Origin of the sequence: Clostridium sp. J1101437_171009_A5 (assembly GCF_015547905.1) — a bacterium.
Lineage (GTDB): Bacteria > Bacillota > Clostridia > Oscillospirales > Oscillospiraceae > Pseudoflavonifractor_A > Pseudoflavonifractor_A gallinarum.
The window spans coordinates 151,547-174,885 of record NZ_JADMVY010000003.1 but is presented as its reverse complement, the minus strand read 5'-3'; the positions used below and the strand labels follow the sequence as shown (position 1 = coordinate 174,885).

At 62.9% G+C, this 23,339-nt stretch carries 19 protein-coding genes and 1 riboswitch; of the genes, 5 read left to right on the top strand and 14 right to left on the bottom strand.

Translation table 11 applies throughout. From position 1 onward, the window contains the following. Positions 1-130 precede the first annotated feature (130 nt). Positions 131-904, top strand: a complete 774-nt coding sequence (locus I2C21_RS06240; RefSeq protein ID WP_195278813.1) for a protein-ADP-ribose hydrolase — start codon at positions 131-133, stop codon at positions 902-904. 61 nt (positions 905-965) lie between these two features. Here I2C21_RS06240 and I2C21_RS06235 read toward each other — a convergent pair whose 3' ends face one another. Both I2C21_RS06235 and nifJ read right to left on the bottom strand, forming a co-directional pair. Beyond that, a complete protein-coding gene (locus I2C21_RS06235; protein WP_195278857.1) occupies positions 966-2,339 on the bottom strand; it encodes an MATE family efflux transporter in 1,374 nt (457 codons plus the stop codon). Positions 2,340-2,757: 418 nt separating this feature from the next. Further along, positions 2,758-6,294 (bottom strand): pyruvate:ferredoxin (flavodoxin) oxidoreductase, encoded by a 3,537-nt coding sequence (gene nifJ, locus I2C21_RS06230; RefSeq protein ID WP_195278812.1) that lies wholly within the window; start codon positions 6,292-6,294, stop codon positions 2,758-2,760. 338 nt (positions 6,295-6,632) lie between these two features. Here nifJ and I2C21_RS06225 point away from each other — a divergent pair, with 338 nt between their 5' ends. Then, positions 6,633-8,153, top strand: a complete 1,521-nt coding sequence (locus tag I2C21_RS06225; protein WP_195278811.1) for a YifB family Mg chelatase-like AAA ATPase — start codon at positions 6,633-6,635, stop codon at positions 8,151-8,153. Positions 8,154-8,210: 57 nt separating this feature from the next. Here the strand turns inward: I2C21_RS06225 and I2C21_RS06220 are convergent, their stop codons facing one another. The 7 genes from I2C21_RS06220 to I2C21_RS06190 form a co-directional block, all read right to left on the bottom strand. Beyond that, complete coding sequence (locus I2C21_RS06220; protein WP_195278810.1) at positions 8,211-9,449, bottom strand: competence/damage-inducible protein A; 1,239 nt, start codon at positions 9,447-9,449, stop codon at positions 8,211-8,213. 88 nt (positions 9,450-9,537) lie between these two features. Further along, positions 9,538-11,859, bottom strand: coding sequence for a hypothetical protein (locus I2C21_RS06215; RefSeq protein WP_195278809.1), 2,322 nt, complete (start codon positions 11,857-11,859; stop codon positions 9,538-9,540). A gap of 222 nt (positions 11,860-12,081) precedes the next feature. Continuing rightward, positions 12,082-13,254: a tRNA uracil 4-sulfurtransferase ThiI gene (thiI, locus tag I2C21_RS06210; protein ID WP_195278808.1), complete on the bottom strand. Its 1,173-nt coding sequence runs from the start codon at positions 13,252-13,254 to the stop codon at positions 12,082-12,084. A gap of 71 nt (positions 13,255-13,325) precedes the next feature. Next, the gene (gene mnmA / locus I2C21_RS06205) at positions 13,326-14,339 is read right to left on the bottom strand and encodes a tRNA 2-thiouridine(34) synthase MnmA (RefSeq protein WP_195278807.1); all 1,014 of its coding nucleotides are present in this window, start codon (positions 14,337-14,339) and stop codon (positions 13,326-13,328) included. 27 nt (positions 14,340-14,366) lie between these two features. Next, a complete protein-coding gene (locus I2C21_RS06200; RefSeq protein WP_195278806.1) occupies positions 14,367-15,053 on the bottom strand; it encodes an MBL fold metallo-hydrolase in 687 nt (228 codons plus the stop codon). A gap of 24 nt (positions 15,054-15,077) precedes the next feature. Further along, the gene (gene mnmG, locus I2C21_RS06195; RefSeq protein ID WP_195278805.1) at positions 15,078-16,940 is read right to left on the bottom strand and encodes a tRNA uridine-5-carboxymethylaminomethyl(34) synthesis enzyme MnmG; all 1,863 of its coding nucleotides are present in this window, start codon (positions 16,938-16,940) and stop codon (positions 15,078-15,080) included. 48 nt (positions 16,941-16,988) lie between these two features. Continuing rightward, complete coding sequence (locus I2C21_RS06190) at positions 16,989-17,888, bottom strand: diacylglycerol/lipid kinase family protein (protein WP_207724886.1); 900 nt, start codon at positions 17,886-17,888, stop codon at positions 16,989-16,991. A 167-nt stretch (positions 17,889-18,055) separates the two neighbouring features. Here I2C21_RS06190 and I2C21_RS06185 point away from each other — a divergent pair, with 167 nt between their 5' ends. After that, positions 18,056-18,772, top strand: coding sequence for an AzlC family ABC transporter permease (locus I2C21_RS06185; RefSeq protein WP_186963160.1), 717 nt, complete (start codon positions 18,056-18,058; stop codon positions 18,770-18,772). After that, positions 18,766-19,134 (top strand): branched-chain amino acid transporter permease, encoded by a 369-nt coding sequence (locus I2C21_RS06180; protein ID WP_101692434.1) that lies wholly within the window; start codon positions 18,766-18,768, stop codon positions 19,132-19,134. Before I2C21_RS06185 ends, I2C21_RS06180 begins: the two co-directional genes overlap by 7 nt. A gap of 59 nt (positions 19,135-19,193) precedes the next feature. Here the strand turns inward: I2C21_RS06180 and I2C21_RS06175 are convergent, their stop codons facing one another. The 5 genes from I2C21_RS06175 to I2C21_RS17515 all read right to left on the bottom strand — a co-directional run bounded on the left by I2C21_RS06175 (position 19,194) and on the right by I2C21_RS17515 (position 22,947). Continuing rightward, positions 19,194-20,015: an HAD-IIB family hydrolase gene (locus tag I2C21_RS06175; protein WP_195278804.1), complete on the bottom strand. Its 822-nt coding sequence runs from the start codon at positions 20,013-20,015 to the stop codon at positions 19,194-19,196. 21 nt (positions 20,016-20,036) lie between these two features. Then, positions 20,037-20,618: an energy-coupled thiamine transporter ThiT gene (locus I2C21_RS06170; RefSeq protein ID WP_235964107.1), complete on the bottom strand. Its 582-nt coding sequence runs from the start codon at positions 20,616-20,618 to the stop codon at positions 20,037-20,039. A gap of 78 nt (positions 20,619-20,696) precedes the next feature. Further along, a riboswitch (TPP riboswitch) is annotated at positions 20,697-20,811 on the bottom strand. Between the two features lie 47 nt (positions 20,812-20,858). Next, positions 20,859-21,779, bottom strand: a complete 921-nt coding sequence (locus I2C21_RS06165; RefSeq protein ID WP_101692436.1) for an RluA family pseudouridine synthase — start codon at positions 21,777-21,779, stop codon at positions 20,859-20,861. Then, positions 21,754-22,245, bottom strand: a complete 492-nt coding sequence (gene lspA, locus I2C21_RS06160; RefSeq protein ID WP_101692437.1) for a signal peptidase II — start codon at positions 22,243-22,245, stop codon at positions 21,754-21,756. The genes I2C21_RS06165 and lspA overlap by 26 nt, the downstream gene beginning before the upstream one ends. Positions 22,246-22,815: 570 nt before the next feature. After that, positions 22,816-22,947, bottom strand: a complete 132-nt coding sequence (locus I2C21_RS17515) for a hypothetical protein (protein ID WP_286167222.1) — start codon at positions 22,945-22,947, stop codon at positions 22,816-22,818. Between the two features lie 180 nt (positions 22,948-23,127). On the opposite strand from I2C21_RS17515, the gene I2C21_RS06155 reads away from it, so the two are divergent. After that, a complete protein-coding gene (locus I2C21_RS06155) occupies positions 23,128-23,316 on the top strand; it encodes a YlcI/YnfO family protein (RefSeq protein WP_195278803.1) in 189 nt (62 codons plus the stop codon). Positions 23,317-23,339: the final 23 nt, after the last annotated feature.

The following is a 23,339-nucleotide window of genomic DNA, read 5'->3' as shown; positions in this document are numbered from 1 at the left end:
ATATGGTCGGATGGTGTCATTATAGCACCATCCGACCCCCCTGTCAGCAGGAAAGATCCCCTTGTGGCTGCCATTTCTCCCCCAAATTGTGCTATACTGGGGAAAAATCCATCTGGAAGGGGGCCTTCCCATGACCTACGACGCTGCGCTCCGGGTGCTGCTCACCGCCCTGCTGGAGGAACAGGGGAAAACCGCGTCTCTCCCCGCCGGGCCAGAGGAGCGGCGAAAGCTCCTGCGCGCGCTGATGAACACCCGCCCGCCAAAACCCATTGCCCCAGAGCTGCTGGTTTTGCAGGACCAGATCCTCCAGGATGACCTCTCCCGCCGCGTGCTCACCGACGCAGATACGCTCCCGCCGGTCCCCCTGGACCGCCGCATTTCTCTCTGGCGTGGAGACATCACCGCCCTGCGATGCCAGGCCGTGGTCAATGCGGCCAATCCCGCCCTGCTGGGCTGCTTTCGTCCCCTGCACAACTGCATTGACAATGTGATCCACTCGGCCGCAGGCATTCAGCTCCGCCTGGCCTGCCACGCCCGGATGGAGGCACAGGGCCACCCCGAGCCGCCCGGAAAGGCCAAGCTCACCCCGGCCTACAACCTGCCCGCCCAATATGTGCTCCACACCGTGGGCCCCCGGGTGGAGGGGGAGGTCACCCCGGCAGACCGGACCGCGCTGGAGAACTGCTACCGCTCCTGCCTGTCCCTGGCGGCCAAAAACCAGATCGAGCAGGTGGCCTTCTGCTGCATCGCCACCGGGGTATATGGCTTTCCCGGGGAAGAGGCCGCCGCGCTGGCTGTGGCCACCGTTCGGGAGGAGCTGGACCATCTCCCACAAATCCGGCAGGTGATCTTCAACGTCTTTACCCCCCGGGACGAGGCGCTCTACCGCGCCTTGCTCTTCTGAATCGCTCCCAACAGAACAGCACCCCCGGCCATCCGAATGGATGGCCGGGGGTACATTTTATTTATCGGCCGGCTCGATTCTCTTTCCACTTTCCGGAGAGATAGTAGCCGATGATCACACACAGGGAGCCGGCGGAGGCCACCGGGGCGCCCACGCCCACGCCCATCATGCCCCAGTCCAGCACCAGCGAGAACAGGATGCACGCCGGGATGCGCAGGATCAGAGAGGACATGAGGTTGTTGGTCAGGGAGAAGGTGGTGTGCCCGCTGGCAATGAACAGGCCGTTGATGCAGAAGCAGAAGGGCACGAACAGATAATCAAAGCAGAAGGTATTCATATAGACCACACCGTACCCCACCAGTTCCGGGTCCCGGTTAAAGAGGGCGATGATCTCGGCCGGGAAGATCCGGGTCACCAGGAAGATGAGCACGCTGATGATGGCAGCAATTCCGGTGCCGATCCAGCAGGTCTTGACCGCCCGGTCCCAGCGGTCGGCGCCGATGTTCTGTGCACAGATGGTGGAGATAGAGGCCGCCAGCGCCACGGCAGGCATAATGGCAAAGCCGTTGAACTTGGACACCACACCCACAGCTGCCGAGGCGTTGACTCCGCCGATGTAGTTGGTGAGTACCGTGATGATCAGGAAGGAGAAGCTGGTCACTCCATTCTGCACCGCAGAGGGCAGGCCCAGGCGGAAGATCCGGCCCACATAGTGCCGGTCCACCCGGAGGGATTTGGGTTTAAAGTCAAAGACAAAGTTGTCCCGGGCCAGGGTCACCATACAGAGCACCACACTCAGCCCCTGGGAGAACACCGTGGCGATAGCGGCGCCCAGCGCTCCCATGTGGAAAATGGCCACCAGCACATAGTCCAGCACGATATTGGTCACACAGGCGATGAGCACAAAGTAGAAGGGGCGCTTGGAGTCTCCCATGCCCCGCTGCACCGCGCTGAGCACATTGTAGGCAAAAATGAAGAGGATGCCTGCGCAGGTCACCACCAGATAGCAGTTTGCCTCGTCAAAAGCCTCCTTCGGCGTTTGGATCAGCCGAAGGATGGGCACCCGTAGAAAGATCATCAGCGCCGTGATGATGACGCCCGCGATCAGCAGGGTGGTCATCAGAGTGGCCGTCACCTCTTCAATGGCCTTGCGGTCCCTGCGCCCCATGGCCTGGGCGATGAGGATGGTTCCGCCGGTACAGAGTCCCACCACGATGTTGGTCAGGATAAAGGTGATCTGACTGCCGATGTTGACGCCCGACATGCTGATATTGCCCGCAAAATTACCCACAATGAGCATATCTGCCACGCTGTACAGGGACTGGATCAGGTTGGAGGCCAAAAAAGGCAGGGCAAACAGGATGAGCTGTTTTACCACATGCCCCTCGGTCAGGTCCCGCTCGTAGCGGCTGTGCCGCTGTTTTTCTTCCGGCATAGACATATTCCTTTCTTCTCTCTTTTCTCTCAAAAAAATGGCTGTTCTATTAGGATATACGATTGGATATGGGTTGTCAATCCTGTTGACCGGTCAACTAATTATTTTCAAAAAGGATAAAAAGATCCCCGGACACATGGTGCCCGGGGATCTTGCAGATCTGGATTACTTGTACAGCTCGGTCAGACGCACCAGGTGCTCGTAACGAGCCTTGGCGGCCAGTTCCCGGCAGAGCCATGCTCTGCCGGGCCCCCAGAGAACAATTTGACTTGCTCGGGGCAAGTAAATTGCCCCTGCGCCAAGATTTTGCCTCCAGCAAAATGCTTGTACGGCGTGCCGCCCCGCCGCCGGCGGGGGAGGAGGCCGCCTATGAAAAGACCCCCAGACACATTGTGTCTGGGGGTCTCTTGGGTTCTGCTTACTTGTACAGCTCGGTCAGGCGCACCAGGTGCTCGTAACGAGCCTTAGCGGCCTCCTCGTTCTGAGCGAAGAGCTCCTTGGCCTCCTCGGGGAAGGAGCGGGTCAGGGAGGAGTAGCGGGCCTCGTTCATCAGGAACTCCTGATAGCCGCCGGCAGGGGCCTTGGAGTCCAGAGTGAAGGGGTTCTTGCCCTCGGCCTTGGCGGCTGGGTTGAACCGGAACAGGTTCCAGTAGCCGCACTCCACAGCCTTCTTCATCTCGCTCTGGCAGTTGGTCATGCCGCCCTTGATGGAGTGCATCTCACAGGGAGCATAGCCGATGATCAGAGAGGGACCGTGGTAGTTGACAGCCTCGTTGATGGCCTTCAGGGTCTGAGAGGGGTTGGCGCCCATGGCCACCTGAGCCACATAGACGTAGCCGTACTGCATGGCGATCTCAGACAGGCTCTTCTTGGCCACACGCTTACCGGCAGCGGCAAACTGAGCCACCTGGCCGATGTTGGAAGCCTTGGAAGCCTGACCGCCGGTGTTGGAGTACACCTCGGTGTCGAAGACGAAGACGTTGACATCCTCGCCGGAAGCCAGGACGTGGTCCAGGCCGCCGTAGCCGATGTCGTAAGCCCAACCGTCGCCGCCGAAGATCCAGACGGCCTTCTTGGAGAGGTACTCCTTCTCGGCCAGGATCTCCTGGCAGTAGTGGCAGCCGGGATCCTTCTCCAGCTCCTCCACCAGCTTGGCGGTAGCAGCCTGGTTGGCCACGCCATCCTCCAGAGTGGCCAGGTACTCGTGGCACGCGGCACGCTTGGTGTCGATGGTGGTGACCTCCTCCAGCTCGCGGACCTTGGCGATCAGACGCTCGCGGATGGCCTTCTGGCCCAGGTACATGCCCAGACCGTGCTCGGCGTTGTCCTCAAACAGGGAGTTGGCCCAGGCGGGACCCTGGCCGCACTTGTTGACGGTGTAGGGAGAGGTCGCAGCGGGGCCGCCCCAGATGGAGGAACAGCCGGTGGCGTTGGAGATATACATCCGCTCGCCGCAGACCTGAGTCACCAGGCGGGCATAGGCGGTCTCGGCACAGCCAGCGCAGGAGCCGGAGAACTCCAGCAGGGGCTGCTTGAACTGGCTCTCCTTGATGTTGGAGGTGCCCTCCATGTCAGCCTTGGAGGCAACCTCGGCCACCATGTAGTCGAAGACCTTCTGCTGCTCGGCCTCCTGCTCCTGGGGCACCATGGTCAGGGCCTGCACGGGGCAGACCTTGGCGCACACGCCGCAGCCCATGCAGTCCAGGGGAGAGACAGCCAGAGCGAACTTGTAGGTGCCCTTGCCCTTGCCGGCCTTGATCTCCACAGCCTTGGTGGCGGCGGGAGCCTTGGCGGCCTCCTCCTCAGTCAGGGCGTAGGGACGGATGGTGGCATGGGGGCAGACATAGGCACACTGGTTACACTGGATACACTTGTTCTGATCCCAGGTGGGAACATTGACGGCCACGCCGCGCTTCTCGTAGGCGGAAGCGCCCTGCTCGAAGGTGCCGTCCACATGGGCCTCGAAGGCGGAGACGGGCAGGGAGTCGCCCTCCATCTTGTTGATGGGGGTGAGCAGGTCCTTCACCATCTTCACGGTGGCGGGACGGCCGCTCAGCTCGGCGGTGCAGCCGCAGTCCTCGGCAGTAGCCCAGGAGGCGGGCACGTCGAACTTCTTGAAAGCGGTGGCGCCGGCCTCGATGGCCTTGTGGTTCATATCCACCACGTCCTGGCCCTTCTTCAGGTAGGAGTGGGTGGCAGCGTCCTTCATATACTGGATAGCCTCGGCCTCGGGCATCACCTTGGCCAGGGCGAAGAAGGCGGACTGCAGGATGGTGTTGGTACGCTTGCCCATGCCGATCTTGGCGGCCAGGTCGATGGCGTCGATGGTGTAGACCTGGACGTTATGCGCAGCGATGTAGCGCTTGGCCACAGCGGGCATATGCTTGTCCAGCTCCTCAGCGCTCCACTGGCAGTTGATGAGGAAGGTACCGCCGTCCTTCACATCGCGGACCATGGGATAGCCCTTGATGATATAGGAGGGGTTGTGGCAGGCCACGAAGTCGGCCTTGTTGATATAGTAGGGGCTGCGGATGGCCTTGTCGCCGAAACGCAGGTGGGACACCGTCACGCCGCCGGTCTTCTTGGAGTCATACTGGAAGTAGGCCTGGACGTACTTGTCGGTGTGGTCGCCGATGATTTTAATGGAGTTCTTGTTGGCGCCGACAGTACCGTCGCCGCCCAGACCCCAGAACTTGCACTCAATGGTGCCCTCAGCAGCGGTGTTGGGGCAGTCGTGCTCGGCCAGGGACAGGTTGGTCACATCGTCCACGATGCCGATGGTGAACTGACGCTTGGGCTCGGCCTTCTCCAGCTCCTCATAGACAGCGAACACGCTGCTGGGGGGAGTGTCCTTGGAGCCCAGGCCGTAACGGCCGCCGATGACGGTCTTGTCGGTGATACCGGCGTTGGCCAGAGCGGTGACCACATCCAGGTACATGGGCTCGCCCTGAGCGCCGGGCTCCTTGGTCCGGTCCAGAACGGCGATCTTCTTGGCGGTGGCGGGGATGGCAGAGAGCAGCTTGTCGGCCCGGAAGGGACGGTACAGGCGGACCTTCACCAGACCCACCTTCTCGCCGTGGGCGTTCAGGTAGTCGATGACTTCCTCGGCCACGTCGCAGATGGAGCCCATAGCGATGATGACGCGGTCAGCGTCGGCAGCGCCGTAGTAGTTGAAGAGCTGATAGTTGGTGCCCAGCTTCTCGTTGACCTTGCCCATGTACTCCTCGACAATGCCGGGAACGGCGTCGTAGTACTTGTTGCTGGCCTCGCGATGCTGGAAGAACACGTCGCCGTTCTCGTGAGAACCGCGCATGACAGGGTGCTCGGGGTTCAGAGCGCGCTTGCGGAACGCCTCCACAGCATCCATGTCCACCATCTCTTTGAGATCGTCATAATCCCAGATGGCGACCTTCTGGATCTCGTGGGAGGTACGGAAGCCGTCGAAGAAGTTGATAAAGGGAACACGGGACTTGATGGCAGCCAGATGGGCCACAGCAGCCAGGTCCATGACCTCCTGCACATTGCCCTCGGCCAGCATGGCAAAGCCGGTCTGGCGGCAGGCCATGACGTCGGAGTGGTCACCGAAGATGTTCAGCGCGTGGCTGGCCACAGTACGGGCAGACACGTGGAACACACAGGGCAGCAGCTCGCCGGCGATCTTGTACATGTTGGGGATCATCAGCAGCAGACCCTGGGAAGCCGTATAGGTGGTGGTCAGGGCACCGGCGGCCAGAGAGCCATGAACGGTACCGGCGGCACCGGCCTCGGACTCCATCTCGATCACCTTGACGGTGGTGCCGAAGATATTCTTACGACCCGCGGCGGCCCACTGGTCCACATTGTCGGCCATGGGGCTGGAGGGGGTGATGGGGTAGATACCCGCAACCTCGGTAAAGGCGTAGGATACATGGGCGGCCGCTGTATTGCCGTCCATCGTTTTCAGCTTACGAGCCATGAAACGATTCCTCCTTGTGTGTTTTCCTTTTCAGCAGCGTCCTTATTCTATCACCAACCATTCTGTTTGTAAATCGCCCTCCCCGCAGAAAAAACGCTTTTCATTAAAAAATCACGATTATAAATTATAATGCCCGTATTAGCTAATTAAACTCACTGTTTCAATTGAAAAAAGCATATAAATACGATATGATAAACGCGGGTTTTTTCTTTTTAACAAATGGGAATCGTGGACAGCGTTTTTCCACGCCGCCCCCATCCCCGGGGGACATTTCTTCTATGATTTGCTAAGCACGGTTCTTTCATACCGTTACTGTTTTGGAAAAAGGTGGAGTCAAAATGTTCTGTCATGTGCGCTCCCTGGGTCTTCAGGGGCTCAATGGATATGAGGTCCTGGCTGAGTGCGACCTCTCCAATGGCCTGCCTGCCTTTGATGTAGTGGGCCTGCCCGATGCGGCGGTGAAGGAGGCCCGCAACCGGGTGCGCTCCGCCGCGAAAAACTGTGGGTTTTCCTTTCCTGTCTCCCGCATCACGGTCAACCTGGCTCCTGCCGACCGGCGGAAAGCGGGTACGGTCTACGACCTGCCCATGCTGGTGGGCATTCTGGCGGCCGGAGGACAGCTTCCGCCCCTGCCGGCAGGTGCCGCCTTTGTGGGGGAGCTCTCCCTGGCCGGGGCGCTGCGCCCGGTGACCGGCATGCTCCCCATGGCCCTGGCCGCCCGCCGTGTCGGGATCACCGACCTCTATGTCCCGGCCGACTCGGCCGCCGAGGCCACATTGGCCGGCGGTCTCACCGTCTATCCGGTGGAAGACGTGGGCCAGCTGGTGCGCCATCTGCGGGGAGAGGAGGCCCTTGTTCCCGCCCCCCGCTGGGTCCCTGGCGATCCCACAGGTGCGGAGCTGGACTTTGCCGACGTAAAAGGACAGGACCAGGCCAAGCGGGCCCTGGAGATCGCCGCGGCCGGAGGGCACAACCTGGCCATGATCGGCCCGCCCGGCTCGGGGAAATCCATGCTGGCCCGCCGGCTGCCCTCCATTCTGCCCCGACTCAGCGAGCGGGAGGCCCTGGAGGCCACCCAAGTCCACTCCGTCCTGGGACTCACCTCCCGTGAGGCCCCCATGGTAACCCGCCGGCCCTTCCGCTCCCCCCATCACAGCATCTCGGCCACCGGCATGGCCGGGGGCGGCTCTCCCATTCCCCGGCCCGGGGAGATCTCTCTGGCTCACAACGGGGTACTCTTCCTGGATGAGCTGCCCGAATTTCACAAGGACGTGCTGGAGTCCCTCCGCCAACCCCTGGAAGAGGGACGGGTGCAGATCGCCCGGGCCGCCGCCAGCGAGATCTTCCCCAGCCGCTTCATGCTGGTGTGCGCCATGAACCCCTGCAAATGCGGCTGGTACGGCCAGCCCGGCGGCCGGTGCCGCTGCTCGGAGGGGGAGGTCAAGCAGTATCTTGGGAAGCTCTCCGGCCCGCTTTTGGACCGGGTGGATCTCTATGTGGAGGTCCCGGCCCTGGACTTTGACGCACTCTCCCGCCGCGCACAGGGGGAGAGCTCCTCCGTCATCCGCGCCCGGGTGGAGGCCGCCCGGGCACGCCAGAGCGCCCGCTTCGGCCCGGACGGCCCGGACTGCAACGCCCACATGGGTCCCCAGGAGATCCAGCGCTTCTGCCCCCTGGACCAGGCGGGGCAGGAGATCATGCGGGGGGCCTTCCAGCGGCTGGGCCTCACTGCCCGGAGCTATGACCGCATTCTGCGGGTGGCCCGCACCATCGCCGATCTGGACGGGACCGAGGCGATCCAGCCCCACCACCTGGCCGAAGCAGTGCAGTACCGAGAGAGCCCCTATTTCCGCCGCTGATGCCACATGTAAAAACGCTCTGTATTTTGATAAACTCAAAATACAGAGCATTTTTCTTTATTTGGTCAGATAGCGGCGGACCAGGTCGAAAGCATTGTGGGCGGCAGCGGTACGCACCCGCTCCCGGCCACTGCCCGCGTGGAGCTCCCGCAGCCGGGTCCCCTCCGGTGTGGCGATGGCCACATAGACCAGCCCCACCGGGTTCCCCCGGTCATCGGAATCGGGCCCGGCCACGCCGGTGGTGGAGACCGCGATGTCGCATCCCAGGACCCGGCGGGCTCCCTCCGCCATGGCGCGGGCCACCGGCTCGCTTACTGCCCCGTACTCCTCCAGCAGGGCATGGGGCACACCCAGGACCCCCTCCTTGACCGCATTGGTGTAGCTCACCACGCCGCCCCGGAATACGGCGGAGGAACCGGGCAGATCGGTCATGCGCTTGGCAATCAGGCCCCCGGTGCAGCTCTCGGCACTGCCCAAGGTAAAGCCCCGCTCCCGGAGCAGGGCAAACACCGCCTCCTCCAGGGAAGAGATGTCCGCACCGTAGATCTTGTGGCCGAAGAGCGCGCGCAGCTCCTCCTCTACCGGAGCAATGAGAGCCCGGGCCTCGGCCTCGGTAGGGGCCTTGGCGGTGATGCGCAGCTCGCACTCCCCCTCCTTGGCATAGGGGGCCAGGGTGGGATTCTCCATGGCGTTCATCTTCTCCCGCAAGAGTTCCTCCATGCCCGACTCGCCGATCCCAAAGAGCTTGAGGGTGCGGGAGACGATGGCCCCCTCGGACAGGCTTCGGAGATAGGGAACCGCCCGGTGGCGGAACATGGCGGTACACTCCCGGGGCGGGCCGGGCAGCATAAGCACGTGGACCCCGCCCTCCTCAAAGGCGCAGCCGGGGGCGGTACCCCAGTCGTTCTGGAACACCACGGCCCCCTCGGGCACATAGAACTGCTGGGCGTTGTTAGCGGTCATCTCCCGCCCGATTCTCTGGAAAAAGGAGCGGCAGCGCGCCTCGGCCTCGGCGTTGTAGACCAGCTTGCGGCCAAAGCACTCCGCCAGGACATTTTTCGTCAGGTCGTCACAGGTGGGTCCCAGCCCTCCGGTGGTGATGATGAGGTCGGCCCGGGATTTGGCCAGCTCCACAGCGGCGCGGAGCCGTCCGGGATTGTCCCCCACCACGGTGTGGTAGTAGACGTTGATGCCCAGGGCGGAGAGCCCCTGGGAAAGCATCTGCGCGTCGGTATTGGCGATGTTGCCGAGCAGCAACTCTGTACCGACCGCGATCAATTCGGCGGTGTGTGACATGGCAAAAGACCTCCTCACGGCTTGGATGGGGACAAAAAGGGCCCCCGGTATGGAGTGTAATACCGGGGGTCCTGTACGTCAAGGGAGATTATTTGGTGATCTGGAAGGAGCGGGTGAGGGGTGCGGCCATGTAGTTTCCGCCCAGGATGCAGACGGTGACCACATAGCGGCCCGGCTCAGTGGGAGGCGTGGTGGTGGAAGAGTAAATGCGCCACTTGCTGGTCATGCCGGAATAGAGGTAGTGGACGCTGCTCTGATCTTCCACAGCTTCCCCATCACAGGTGAGGGTGGCCTTGAAATCAAAGCTCTTGGCATCAGCGGCGGAGAGCTTGCCGTTCGGAATCTCCCGATTCCAGGTCAGGTGGGTGCCGCTCAGGCGCATCTTGACCAGCAGGAAGCCCATGCCCACGCCGGTCTCATAGTTCTTGTTGTCGGTGACCACGGCCACAGTGTACAGGCCGGCCCGGTTGGGGGTACCGAAGGAGATGCGCACGCTGTCCAGGATACCGGGCAGCTTGTTGATGACGGTGAGGATCTGGCCGAAGGTGCCGGTGTCGATGTTCAGCTTGTCCAGCAGGTCCAGCAGCTCCTGGGTGCTCAGCAGCTCCCGCAGCTCGCCCACGGTGATGCCCTCCCGCATCATCTGGGTCAGAGTCTTCTGACCGATGGCCTCCAGCGCCTTGTCGATGGTCTGGATGAGCAGAGAGTTGTCGGTGTAGCGCTCAGGCAGGTCCAGATAGAGGCCGGTGGTGACGTTGCTGGTGACGCCGGCGTAGATGGTGTAGAGGTCGAACTGGTCAGCGGGGCTGGTGGTGATGAAGTTCTCGGGCAGCTCGTCTCCAGCAAAGATGTTGGTGGAGTTGACCTTCACGGACACCTTGGCCTTGTTGACGGTGACAGTGCCCTCGGCATTCTCGCTGGGACGGAAGTTGGCGTCGCCCTTGTAGCTGACGTGAATGGACTGCTCACCGGCACCCATCTGAGGATAAGTACCCAGGTTTACATTGCCCAGGTCATAGCTCTTGCCCTCCAGAGGGACCCAGCTCTTGATACCGGAGTCGATGCCGCCGTCAAAAAGAATGGCTTCACTGTAGTATGTGATTTCAAAATCGTCGGCGCTCAGGGTCTCCTTGGCGGGGAGGGTGGAGTTCTCCCAGTCAATGGCATTATCGAAGATGGCCTGCTCCATGACGGAGGCGTCCATGTTGTAGGTGAAGGACACACCGGGCTTGAGGGCCACGATGCTGGCAGGGCGACTGTCGGTCATGTTCACTGTCACGATCGTGGAGTTGCCCTTGTACACCTTCGTATCGCCCACGGAGATCTTGATCTCCCACTCGCCGGTGCCGAACTTTATCAGGCCGGTAAGATCGGTCTCGTTCAGGGGCTTGAAGCTGTCGGTAATGCTGGTCTTGTCCACGTTGTATTCCACGGACACCTGACCATCGGAGGCAGGGGTGATGGAAGCTACCACGGCGTCATAGATGGCGGCGGCGGTGGCGTCATAGTCATAGCCCTGCTCAGCGTCAAAGACTAAGCCCACCTCGTAGGGAGCGGGGTTCAGGTTGAACTGAACCTGCTCGCGGTCGGTAAAGGTAACGTCAATCTCAGCGGAAGTGCCATAGATGGTGTCGGTCCCGGCGTAGGAGACACGGATCTTCTGACTGCCCTCAGAGATGGCGGGGTAGGTCACAGGAATGCCCAGCACAGTGCCCTTACCGCCCTCCAGGGGCATCCAGTCCTTGCCCTGCTCGCCGACGGAGCCGGTGGTGGCGGTGGCATAATACTCGATCTTCACATCGCTCAGGGTCAGCACAGGGTCAGTGGACTCCACCACGGTGTTGAAGATACTCTGATACAGGGTTTCAAAGTCAACCGTGGCATCCTCGTTGTAGGGCAGGCCTACGGTGCAGCCCTCGTTCAAAGTAATGGAGGAGGACAGCTTGGCGACCTTGTGCAGGGTGACCTCAGCGGTAGTACCGGCCAGACGGACCTGGTAGTTTCCGTCCTCGTTCGCGGACAGGGCCGGGTGGGTAAACGTAGTGGGAACAAACACGACTTTCTTTTCACTGGTAAAGCCATTCACAGAGCCCCAGGCGTCATTGGTCAGGAGACCGTTTTTGCCGGTGCAGTAATACTCCCACTCCAAACTCTCATCTTCCACCTGGTCTTTGTTGGCAACCAGTGTGTTAAAAAGAATCTGCTCGACCTCTTCAAGGCTTGCGTCCTCGGGAATCACGGCTTCGCCGCTCTGAAGCTGGGGCGCAGCGAAAGCCACGGCCTCCTCTGCAGCTTCCGTGACCTTGGTCAGATCGGCCTCGGCAGCCAGCGCGGCCAGGGACGTGCCCTGCACCAGGGTGAGGGTGGCCAGCACAGCGGCCAGTCCTCTGCGGATGTCTGTGCGCTTCATGTCAAATCCTCTCTCCTTTGCAGTCATCATAAATAAATGCCTGGAGGTGCGGACCACAACACATCCCCGCACGCTCCAGGCACTCATTATAACTCTCAAAAGGAAAAAAGCAATGACTTAGCGCAATATTTGTCACTCTATTCCAACAGAAATTTTCATTTTTTACAGATACGGAAATATATTTTCATCATTTCCAGCATTTGTTACTTTTGACTTGTGACTTTACGGGTCGATCTTGATGCGCTCGATGCTCTCCACGGCCTGGGCCACCATGGCGTCGATGTCCAGTTCCGCCTCGGCGGCCTCGATCTCCCCGGGCAGGGGGCGCAGGCGGGGATGGCGGGGAGTAAAGACAGTGCAGCAGTCCTCATAGGGCAGGATGGAGGTCTCGAAGGTGTTGATCTTCCGGGCGATGGTGACGATCTCCTCCTTGTCCATGCCCACCACCGGGCGCAGGATGGGGAGGGAGCACACGGCGCTGGTGGCCTTCATGGCCTCCATGGTCTGGCTGGCCACCTGGCCCAGGCACTCGCCGGTGACGATGGCCCCGGACTTGGTCCGCTCGGCTACCTTCTCGGCAATGCGCATCATAAAGCGGCGCATGAGGATGGTGAAGAGCTCCTCGGGGCACTTGCGGCGCAGCTCCTCCTGGATGGCGGTGAAGGGCACCACATGGACCATGAGCCGTCCGCACCAGGGGGTGAGGAGCTTGGCCAGGGTGAGCACCTTCTGCTTGGCCTCCTCAGAGGTATAGGGGTAGGAGAAGAAGTGGACCATCTCCAGGGCGATGCCCCGCTTGGCGATCATCCAGGAGGCCACGGGGGAGTCGATGCCGCCGGAGAGCAGGCTGACCGCCCGGCCGTTGATGCCCACGGGCAGACCGCCCGCACCGGGCTCGGGGTCGGCGTGGACATAGGCGGCGTAATCCCGCACTTCCAGATAGACGGTGAGCTCCGGGTGGTGCACGTCCACCTTCAGGTTGGGATAGAGCTCGTCCAGCTCCCCGCCCACATACTGGGAGAGCTGGATGGAGGTCATGGGGAAGGTCTTGTCGGCCCGCTTGGACTCCACCTTGAAGGTCCGGGCGGCGGAGAGCCGGTCCCCCAGGTACTCCTGGGCGGTCTTGAGCATGGCGTCCTTGTCCTTGGCGCAGGCCCGGGCCCGGGAGAGGCCCACCACGCCAAAGAGACGCTTCATGGCCTCATAGGCCCCGTCCAGATTGCAGGAATCCTCCTGGGGCTCCACATACAGGGTGGACTGCTTGGTGTACACCCGGAACTTGCCGAAGGGCCGCAGGCGGCGCTGGGCGTTTCCGATGAGTTTGTCCTCAAAGCTGCGGCGGTTGAGGCCCTTGAGCACGATCTCGCCCAGCTTGAGCAGAATGATTTCATCCATGGATGGTAACTCCTTTATCTCAAAATCTCCCGCCCCGCTCCGGGGCGGGCAGGTATGCAGGGTTCCATGGGTCAGCAGATCCATCCGCTGCCCAGCACAATATCCCCGTCGTAGAACACCGCCAGCTGCCCCGGCGTGGGGGCCCGGGCCGGGGTGAGCATGCGGATCTCCACCGCGTCCCCGTCGGGACAGAGGATGGCGGGGGTCTCCACCTTGGAGTGGCGCAGGCGCACAGTGCATGCCCGCTCCCCCTCCAGGCCCTCTATGGCGATCCAGTTCAGGTCGGTGCACCGGGTCCGGTCCGCGTGGAGGTCGGTTCCGTCGGAGAGCACCACTTCATTGGTCTCCGGCCGGATGGCCGAGACAAAATACCGGTGGGGGCCCGACACCCCCAGGCCCCGCCGCTGGCCCAGGGTATAGTGGTGGATGCCCTTGTGCCGGCCCAGGACGCGGCCCTCCCGGTCCACAAAGTTGCCGGGGGGCGGCGTGTTTCCCCGGCGGTCCAGCCAGGCGGCATAGTCTCCGCCCGGGATGAAGCAGATCTCCATGGAGTCGGGCTTCTCCGCCACGGCCAGGGCGGCCTCCCCGGCCAGGGCGCGGACCTCCCGCTTCTCATACTCCCCCAGGGGAAAGACCACCCGGCGCAGGATGTCCTGGGGCAGGCGGGAGAGCATATAGGACTGATCGTTGGCGGGCCGTCCCTTCCGCAGCAGGGCCCTTCCGTCCGCCCCTGTGCCCCGGCGGGCATAGTGGCCCGTGGCCACATAGGGCGCGCCCAGGCGGTCGGCCAGGGCCAGCAGGGCAGGGAATTTCACCGTGGGGTTGCACAGGGCGCAGGGCAGGGGGGTCTTGCCCGCCAGATAGGTCTGGGCAAAGGGGGTGCAGACCCGCTCCTCCAGGGCGTCCCGGATGTCGGCCGTCTCAAAGGGCAGGCCCAGCTCCTTTGCCACGGCGGCGGCATCCTCGCCGCCCCCCAGGCCGATGTCCAGCCACAGGCAGGTCACGTCGTACTTCTCCCGCAGAAGACGGGCCGCCACGGCGGAGTCCACTCCGCCCGACAGGCCCAGTACCAGCTTTTCTCTCATGGGTCACTCCATTTCTGTTTTTTCCTATCAGATTTGATCGAGCTCCAGCCGCCGGAGCGGGAAGGGCTTTCCGTGCCCGGGGTAGAGCATCCGTCCACCGGACTGCCGCAGGACCTTCCAGCTCTCCCGGCAGTCCTCCAGGGACTCCACCGACACCGGGCGGTGCCGCCGGATCAGGGGACCGGACATGGCCGCATCCCCGCAGAAGAGGGTCCCGTCCTCGGTGAGGAGGGACATGGAGTCGGCTGTGTGTCCGGGCGTGTCCAGAAAGCGGACCCCCAGGCTGGACTCCAGCTCCCGCCGGCGCATCCCCTCCAGCGGGATGCAGCGGTTTTCCATTCCCCGGGAAAGGGGCGGGAAGGCGGCCGTCTCCTGGCCCAGCAGGTGGGTCAGACCGCCCACCAAGTTCTCCCAGCGGCCGGGCGCGCGGCCCAGCCCCGGGTCTTTTCCGCTTCTCAGCCGCTCCAGTCCCAGCGGGTGGAGGAGCACCCGGGCCCGGGTGCCCTTGAGGAGCCCCTCCAGTCCCCCCGCGTGGTCGGCATGGGCGTGGGTGAGGAAGATCCATTGCAGCTCGCTCAGTCCGATCCGCCGGCTGAGCTGCCGCAGCAGCTCCTCCGCAGTTCGCTCACAGCCGGTATCCACCAGCAGATACCCCGCCAGGGTGGGGAAGAGGTAACAGCCGGCCCCGGCGGGGCCCAATGACAAGGGACGCATGGCATTCCTTCCTTTCTGCGGTCCTCACCGCTCCAGCGCCACCAGAAGCACCGCCAGATCGGCGGGGCTCACGCCGGAGATGCGGCTGGCCTGGCCCAGATTCAGGGGCCGGATCCGCTGGAGCTTCTGTCGTGCCTCCAGCCGCAGCCCTTCCATATGTTCATAGTCCAGATCCGGGGGGAGGGGGCGGCCCTCCAGCTTGCGCATCTCCTCCACCTGCCGGAGCTGTTTGTCGATGTATCCCTGGTATTTGACCGCGATCTCCACCGCCTCAGCCGTGGCTTCGGGCAGAGACGGGCGATCCGGGTCAAAGGGGGCGAGATCCCCGTATCCGATCCGGGGCCGCCGGAGCAGGTCGGCCAGCCGCGCTCCATTGGGGGCGGGAGGCTCCCCATGCCCGGCCAGCATGGCGTCCAGGGCGGGAGATGGGGCGGCTCCGGTGTGCTCCAGGCGTTTGCGCTCCTTCTCCACGGCGGCGTATTTCTCCAGCACCCGGCGGTAGCGCTCCTCACTCACCAGTCCCACCGCGTGTCCCACGGGACACAGGCGCTGGTCCGCATTGTCCTGGCGGTGGAGGAGACGGTACTCCGTGCGGGAGGTCATCATGCGGTAGGGCTCCTGGGTACCCTTGGTCACCAGATCGTCGATCAGGACCCCGATGTACCCCTGGTCCCGGCCGATCACCATGGGGGGACGGCCCAGCAGCTTCAGCGCGGCGTTCACCCCCGCCACAAAGCCCTGCACCGCCGCTTCCTCATAGCCGGAGGAACCGTTAAACTGTCCCGCTCCGTAGAGTCCCTGGACCACCTTGCTCTCCAGGGTGGGGAGGAGCTGGGTGGGGTCCACACAGTCGTATTCGATGGCGTAGGCCGTCCGGGTCATCTCGGCGTGCTCCAGCCCCGGGATGGTGCGCAGCATGGCCATCTGCACGTCCTCGGGCAGGGAGGAGGAGAGGCCCTGGATATAGAGCTCCTCGGTGTCCAGGCCCATGGGTTCGATGAAGAGCTGGTGGCGCTCCTTATCGGCAAAGCGGACCACCTTGTCCTCAATGGAGGGACAATAGCGGGGTCCCACCCCCTCGATCATCCCGGAGTAGAGGGGGGAGCGGTCCAGATTGGCCCGGATGACCGCATGGGTCTCCTCGTTGGTATAGGTGAGCCAGCACACCGCCCGGTTTTCCGGCGGCTGCTCGGTCTCAAAGGAGAAGGGGACTGGAGTCCGGTCTCCCTCCTGGCGCTCCATCCGGGAGAAATCCACACTCCGTGCGTGGACCCGGGGGGGCGTGCCCGTCTTGAAGCGGCGCAGGCTCAGCCCCAGCTTCTCCAGGCTCCGGGTGAGGGGGAGGGCGGCGGCCAGCCCGTCAGGGCCGGAGTCCCGGGCCAGCTCCCCCACGATGGTGCGCCCGCCCAAATGGGTACCTGTGGCGATGACCACCGCGCGCACGGTATAGATCCCGCCGGAGGCGGTGCGCACGGCCCGGACCGCTCCGTCCTCCGTGAGAACGTCGGTGACCTCAGCCTGCTTGAGCCAGAGGTTCTCCTGTCCCTCCAGGGTGCGCTTCATGACCTTCTGGTATTCCCGCCGGTCGGCCTGGGCCCGCAGGGACCAGACCGCCGGTCCCTTGCCCTTGTTGAGCACCCGGTATTGGATGCAGGCCGCATCAGCGGCCCGGGCCATCTCGCCTCCCAGGGCGTCCAGCTCCCGGACCAGGTGGCCCTTTCCCGTGCCGCCGATGGCGGGATTACAGGGCATATTGCCCACCGCGTCCAGATTGACGGTGAAGCACAGGGTGCGCAGGCCCAGACGGGCGGCGGCCAGAGCCGCCTCGATCCCGGCGTGGCCGGCGCCGATAACGGCGATATCATATTCTCCAGCGTGATAGTCCATATTCGCTCCTAACAGTCGGTTCTTTGCACGGGCGGGAAGGGGGCCGCGCTATTTTCCATAGACGATCTCCACCGCCCGGGGAAGATTCTCAATTTCGGCCACCCGGGGCGCCCCGCCATACTCCCCGTCCAGGGTCCAGGGCAGCTCGCCGGCACAGGTCACCCGCAGGCGTGTGGTCTGGAAGGCCACCACCGCCCCGCCCGGCTCGGGCTTGGCCTGCATCAGCCCCATCACGATGCTCTGGAGCTGGGCGGCATTCTGGGGCTGACGGATCAGGACCACCTCAAACTGCCCGTCGTCCAGTTCCACCCGCTCGGTGTTGGCCCCCTTGAAGCCCCCTACCGACACGGTGTTGCTCACCATCCCGAAGAGGAAGTCCCCCTCCTCGGTGCCCCCGTCGTGCTCCACCCGCAGGCGGTAGGACTGAAGGGAGGGCAGCCGTGCCGCTCCCTCCAGCACATACGCCAGATGTCCGAATGCGTTTTTAAAGGGCTGGGGCGTATCGTAGGCCACATCGGTAAAGGCCCCGAAGGCCGCCACATAGATAAAGTACTCCCCATTGAAGCGGCCTATGTCCACCGGCCGGGGCACCCCTGCCCCGGCGGTCTCCATCCGGCCCGCCAAGCTGCGGGGCAGGTGGAGGTTCCGGGAAAAATCGTTGGTGGTCCCGGCGGGGATATAGCCCACCGGCGGGCGGTTGGTGAGGCCCATGAGCCCGGTGATGGTCTCGTGGAGGGTCCCGTCTCCCCCGCAGCACACCACCCGGTCAAAGCTGCCCCCCAGATCGGCGGCCACCGCTGCGGCGTCCGCCTTGCCCTGGGTGGGGTGGATGGTCACCAGCCAGCCCTGCCGGGTAAAGCAGTCCACAACATCGGAAATATGGCTCTTGCTCCGCCCCTTGCCCGCATGGGGATTATAGATAAACAGCAGACGTTTCACCGCAGACATCCTTCCTTTCCTGCGCCCCCGACCGCAGGGTGGGGCGCACCTTCTTACAGTAGACATTATTATACAAGAATCCGCCAAAAAAACAACCTCAGGCCCGGGACTTGCTTTTTTCTCTCCACTTTAGTACAATGCTGTATCAGATACCATAGAGTTGGAAGTGATTTCACATGGACCGCAAATCCCTGGCCGCCGCCTTCCCGGTGACGGTCCCCGTCCTGATGGGGTATCTGGCCATCGGCATGGCCTTTGGCTTCATGCTCCAGGCCATCGGATACAATTTCATCTGGGCCTTTTTCATGAGTCTGACCATCTACGCCGGCTCCGGGCAGTATCTGGGGGTGAGCCTGCTCTCCTCGGCCGCCGCTCTGAGCACCGTGGCCGTGATGACCCTGCTCATCAATTTCCGCCACCTGGTCTACGGGCTCTCCATGCTGGAAAAATTCCGGGGCATGGGTCTGCGCAAGTTCTACATGATCTTTTCCCTCACGGATGAGACCTATGCGCTGCTCAGCTCGGTGCAGCCCCCCGTGGGCGTGGACCCCAGGAATTTCTATTTCTCCATCGCCCTGCTGGATCAGTCCTACTGGATTTTAGGCTCGGTCATCGGCGCGGTAGCGGGGGCTCTTCTGCCCATCGACACCACCGGCATCGACTTTGCCATGACCGCCCTCTTTGTGGTCATCGCCGTGGACCAGTGGAGCGCCTACAAGCGCCATCTCCCCGCCCTGCTGGGGGCCGGGGTGACCCTGCTGAGTCTCTTCCTGGTGGGGGCGGAGAATATGCTTCTGCCCGCCCTGGGCGTGATCGTGCTGGTGCTGCTCCTGCTGCGCCAGCGTCTAGATGAGCGCGGCACCGCCGCCGGAGAGGAGGAAACCACATGCTGACCCCTATACAGGCCGTGGCCGCCATCGCCGTGATGGCGGTGGTCACCTTTTTGACCCGGGCCCTGCCCTTTCTCCTCTTTGACCGGGGAGACCATCCGCCCAAGCTGGTGCTCTATCTGGGCCGGGTGCTGCCCCCCGCCATCATCGCCATGCTCATCATCTACTGTCTCAAGGGTCCGCTTCTGGCCCTGCGGGACGGCTTTCCCCATCTGCTCTCCCTCCAGGCCGCGGGGGAGTGGCTCCCCGCCTTCCTGTCGGTACTGGTGGTGGCCCTCCTCCACCTGTGGAAGCGCAACACGCTCCTCTCCATCTTCGGAGGGACGGTGCTCTACATGGTACTGGTCCAGGCGGTCTTTCCCTGAGAGGCAAAGCTGCCCTCCGGCGCAGGATTGCGCGCCGGAGGGCAGTTTTTTCACGCTTTTCACGGCCGGGTCGGATAGCGCCCGTCCAGGATGCCGATGATCTCGGCCACGCAGCTCTCATCGCAGGAGGAGACCAGGCGGGCTCCCCACTCCCGCACCACGGGGGCGCAGTTGGACGGGGCAAAGGGGATGGCCGAGCGCGCCAGCATGGGGATGTCGTTCTCATTGTCTCCCACGCAGTAGATGTGCTCCGCCCCGATCCCCAGGCGGCGGGCCAGTTCCTCCACCATGCCGCCCTTGTTGCTCCCCTTGGCGGTGAGCTCCAGCAGCACCTGGTTGGAGAAGATGGCCTCATAGTGCTCCCCCCAGCGAGAGAGGATGTACTCCCGGGCCCGCTCCAGCACGCTGCGGCGGTCGTGCTCCAGCAGGACCTTGGAGAGGGGGCCGGGGATGTCCCGGATGGCCTTCTCCTCTCCGGGCGCGCCCACCCGCGCCAGATGGTTGCGGGTGATGATGTTGGGATTGTGGAGATAGATGTCGTCCCCGTGGTAGGCCTCCAGCCCGATCTCGGGGACCACGAAGGTCAGCTCCATCAGGTCCCCCAGGACCCGCTCGGGCAGGAAGGTCTCACAGACCATCTCTCCCCGGTCGAAATCGTACAGGGCCGAGCCGTTGGACAGGATGACCGGCGCATTGATGGGGGCCAGGGAAGCGCAGGGGGCAAAGGCAGGCCGGGCCCGGCCCGTGGCCACCGTAAAACGTCCGCCCTCCGCCGTAAAGTAGGCGATGGCCTCCACATTCTCCCGGGACACGGTCAGATCCGTCCCGTAGAGGGTGTCGTCAAAATCACTTACCAGCAGTACGCCGTCAAACTTGCCCAAGGGATCACCCTACCTTCCTTCTTATTCGATGTCCGCGCCGGTCAGATACCGCCCCATGGGCCGGTAGAGCAGCGCCCCGATGACCAGCGCCAGCACCATGTTGGGCAGCATATACACCCCGTTGTAGAGCAGGGAGTAGAGCCAGGGGCTGGTCATGGTCATGCTCAGAAACTCCTCCGGCATGTACTCGGCCCAGATGGTGGCACCCACCACATAGTGCACCAGGAACCGCCCGGCGCAGCCCAGCACGGTCCCGGCAAAGATGCCCCAGCGGCGGCCCCGGAACACACCGGCCAGCCCCAGCGCCGTGAAGGCCAGCAGATAGTCCCCCAGGATGGACTGCCACCCCAGAGCGAAGCCGCCGTCAAACATAAATTGCAGGATGCCCAGCACAAGGCCACCCAGCAGCCCGTCCTTCCACCCCCAGCGCACCGCGAAGAGCAGCACCGGGAACATGGCCGGGGTCAGGGAGCCGCCGTTAGGCAGCTCCAGAAATTTTACATAGCTGAGGATCTGGGCGGCCGCCACCAAAAGGGCCCCCTCACACAGCATGCGCACCCGGGTCCGGCTGGCCCGGGGCCTGGCTTCCATGGTCAGGTTCATATCGTTTTCCTCCTAAAAAGATGTACCGCAGCGCAGCCCCTGGGCGCAGTGCGGTACGAGTGAAACGACATGGTCCTTCCCCGTATGAATCCAACTTCCTACGCCGGCATGATCCGGATCAGGTCAAGGGTCCCCGCGCGGCGCTACGCGCGGATCTCAGCCGGACTTGCGCCCGACACCCCTGGGATTTGGAGTTGTTCTGTGGTTATACCCTATTCTATACCGGCCCCGTTTCCCTTGTCAAGGCGCGGCACTCATCCGGCGCAGCTTGGCCAGCACGGCCTGGAACCAGTCGGGCAGGGGGCACTCCACCGTGATGCGCTCCCCGGTGCGGGGGTGGACGAAGGAGAGCCGCCGGGCGTGGAGACACTGGCCCGCCAGGCCGGGGTAGGGACGCTTGCTCCCGTACACCACGTCCCCCAGCAGGGGGTGGCCGATGGACGCCATATGCACCCGGATCTGGTGGGTGCGCCCGGTCTCCAGACGGCACTGGATGTAGGCGTATCCGCTCAGCCGCTCCAGCACGGTCCAGTGGGTGACGGCCTCCCGCCCCTCCGGGTCCACCGCCATGCGCTTGCGGTCGGTGCGGTGCCGGGCGATGGGTGCATTCACTGTGCCCTGGTCCTCCCGGAGGTTGCCCACGCAGATGGCCTCATACTCCCGGTAGAGGGAGTGGTCCTGGAGCTGTTCGGCCAGTCCCAGATGGGCAAAGTCGTTCTTGGCGGCGATGAGCAGGCCGGAGGTGTCCCGGTCGATCCGGTGCACGATGCCGGGCCGCAGCTCCCCGTTGATGCCCGAGAGGCTGTCGCCGCAGTGGTGGAGGAGGGCATTGACCAGCGTGCCGTCCGGGTGGCCGGCGGCCGGGTGGACTACCATGCCAACGGGCTTGTTGACCACGATGACGTCGTCGTCCTCATACACCACGTCCAGCGGAATGTCCTGGGGCAGGATGTCCACCGGCTCTGGCTCCGGGAGGGAGAGGATCAGCGTATCCCCTTCGGTGAGCTTCTCGTTCTTTTTCACGGAGGCGCCGTTTTTCCGCACCGCCCCCTCCTCCAGCAGCCGCTGGGCGGCAGAGCGGGTGAGGCCCTCCACCGTCCGGGCCAGGAAGCTGTCGGCCCGCTCTCCGGTCCGGTCAGCCCGCAGTTCCAGCGTCGTCATGGCCGCTCTCCTTTCCCTCCAGCTTCTCATAGAGGAAGAGATAGTAAGCGCAGAAGCCGATGCCCCCCAGCACCACGCAGATGTCGGCCACGTTAAAGACCGCGAAATTCATAAAGGTGGTCTCAAACATATCGGTGACAAAGTTGAAGAGGGCCCGGTCGATGAGGTTGCCCACCGCCCCGGCCAGCACCACCGCCACGCATACCCGGCCCAGCCGGGTCCGGGTGACCCAGCCCTTGACCAGCACCAGGACCAGCAGGACCGACACGACCAGCGAAAGCAGGGTGAGCATCCAGGTGTGCTCGGAGAACATGGAAAAGGCCGCCCCGGTGTTCTGCACATAGGTCAGATCCATCACATGGGGCAGGAAGGGGATGGACTCCCCCAGCGGGATGTTGGCCCGCACCAGGTATTTGACCACCTGGTCGATGGCCACCAGGGCCGCAACAAGCACTGCATACAGCATGAAAAGGCTCCTTTGGAAGTTAGAATCGTTTTATTTTATCACGGTTCCGGCGGTGTGGCAACTGGAGTACGCCTGCCCGGCGGGGGGAGCGCGCCTATTCGGCGGGAACCCCTCTTTCTTTTCCAAAAGAAAGAGGGGGGAAAGAAAACGCCGGAGGGGGAACAAGGGTGATTCCCCCTCCGGACCTCCCCCTCAGTGCATCCCCGGCGGAAAAGAGGGACCAGCGTCAGCAGAGGTGCATGCCCATATCCGTGAGAGCCTTTCGCCGCTGACGAGAGGTTTTGGTCTGGCACTTTTGGTAGCGCTCAACTTCGACCCTCGTCGGGAGAGAGCACCCAGTTAACTACCAGGCTCACCAGGTACCTCATAGGCGGAAAGCCATTGCCTTTGGCTCAACGGACTTTTGCAATTGCTGAGACTTTCAGCTTAGCCCGTTGGGGCGTACTTGGAGGGGGTGCCGGGGGAACCATCCCCCGGCCCGTTCTTTCCCACCGCTTTCTTACGGAAAAGAAAGCGGTGCCCCCGCCGGGCAGGCGTGGCTGTCCAGCCAGGACACCGGCAAAAGGCCGATTATTCCTCCGGCTCCACGGGGATCTTGCCGTGCTCCTTCTCGTACTGCTCCAGATAGGTCTCCACCGCCAGGCAGAGCTGCATATTGATGGAGCGCTTGTCCCGTTTGGCTAAAACTTTAATTTTTTCCATATGCTCTTTTTCCAAGCGCAACGGATACGGATTGGCCTGTACAGACATCGTCGTCACTCCTAATGACTCTAATAGATGCTATTATCATACCCGCTCTACTTTTTTACAACAATAGTTCTAATAGATACAAATAGATATTGACTATATCTATCTAAATGATATTATATAGATACAAAGGAGGTGACACCTATATCTAATTCCAAAAAAGACCAGTGCATTTCCGTCCAGGTCCCCCCGGAACTCAAGGCCAAAGCCCGCGCCCTGTCCAAGCAGACCAACCGCTCCCTGTCCCGCTATGTCCGCCTGGTGCTGCGCAGCCATATCCGGGAGTATGAATTGCTCTACGGCCCTGTCTCTACCGATCCGTGATAAAAGCCCGCTCCCGGAAGGTT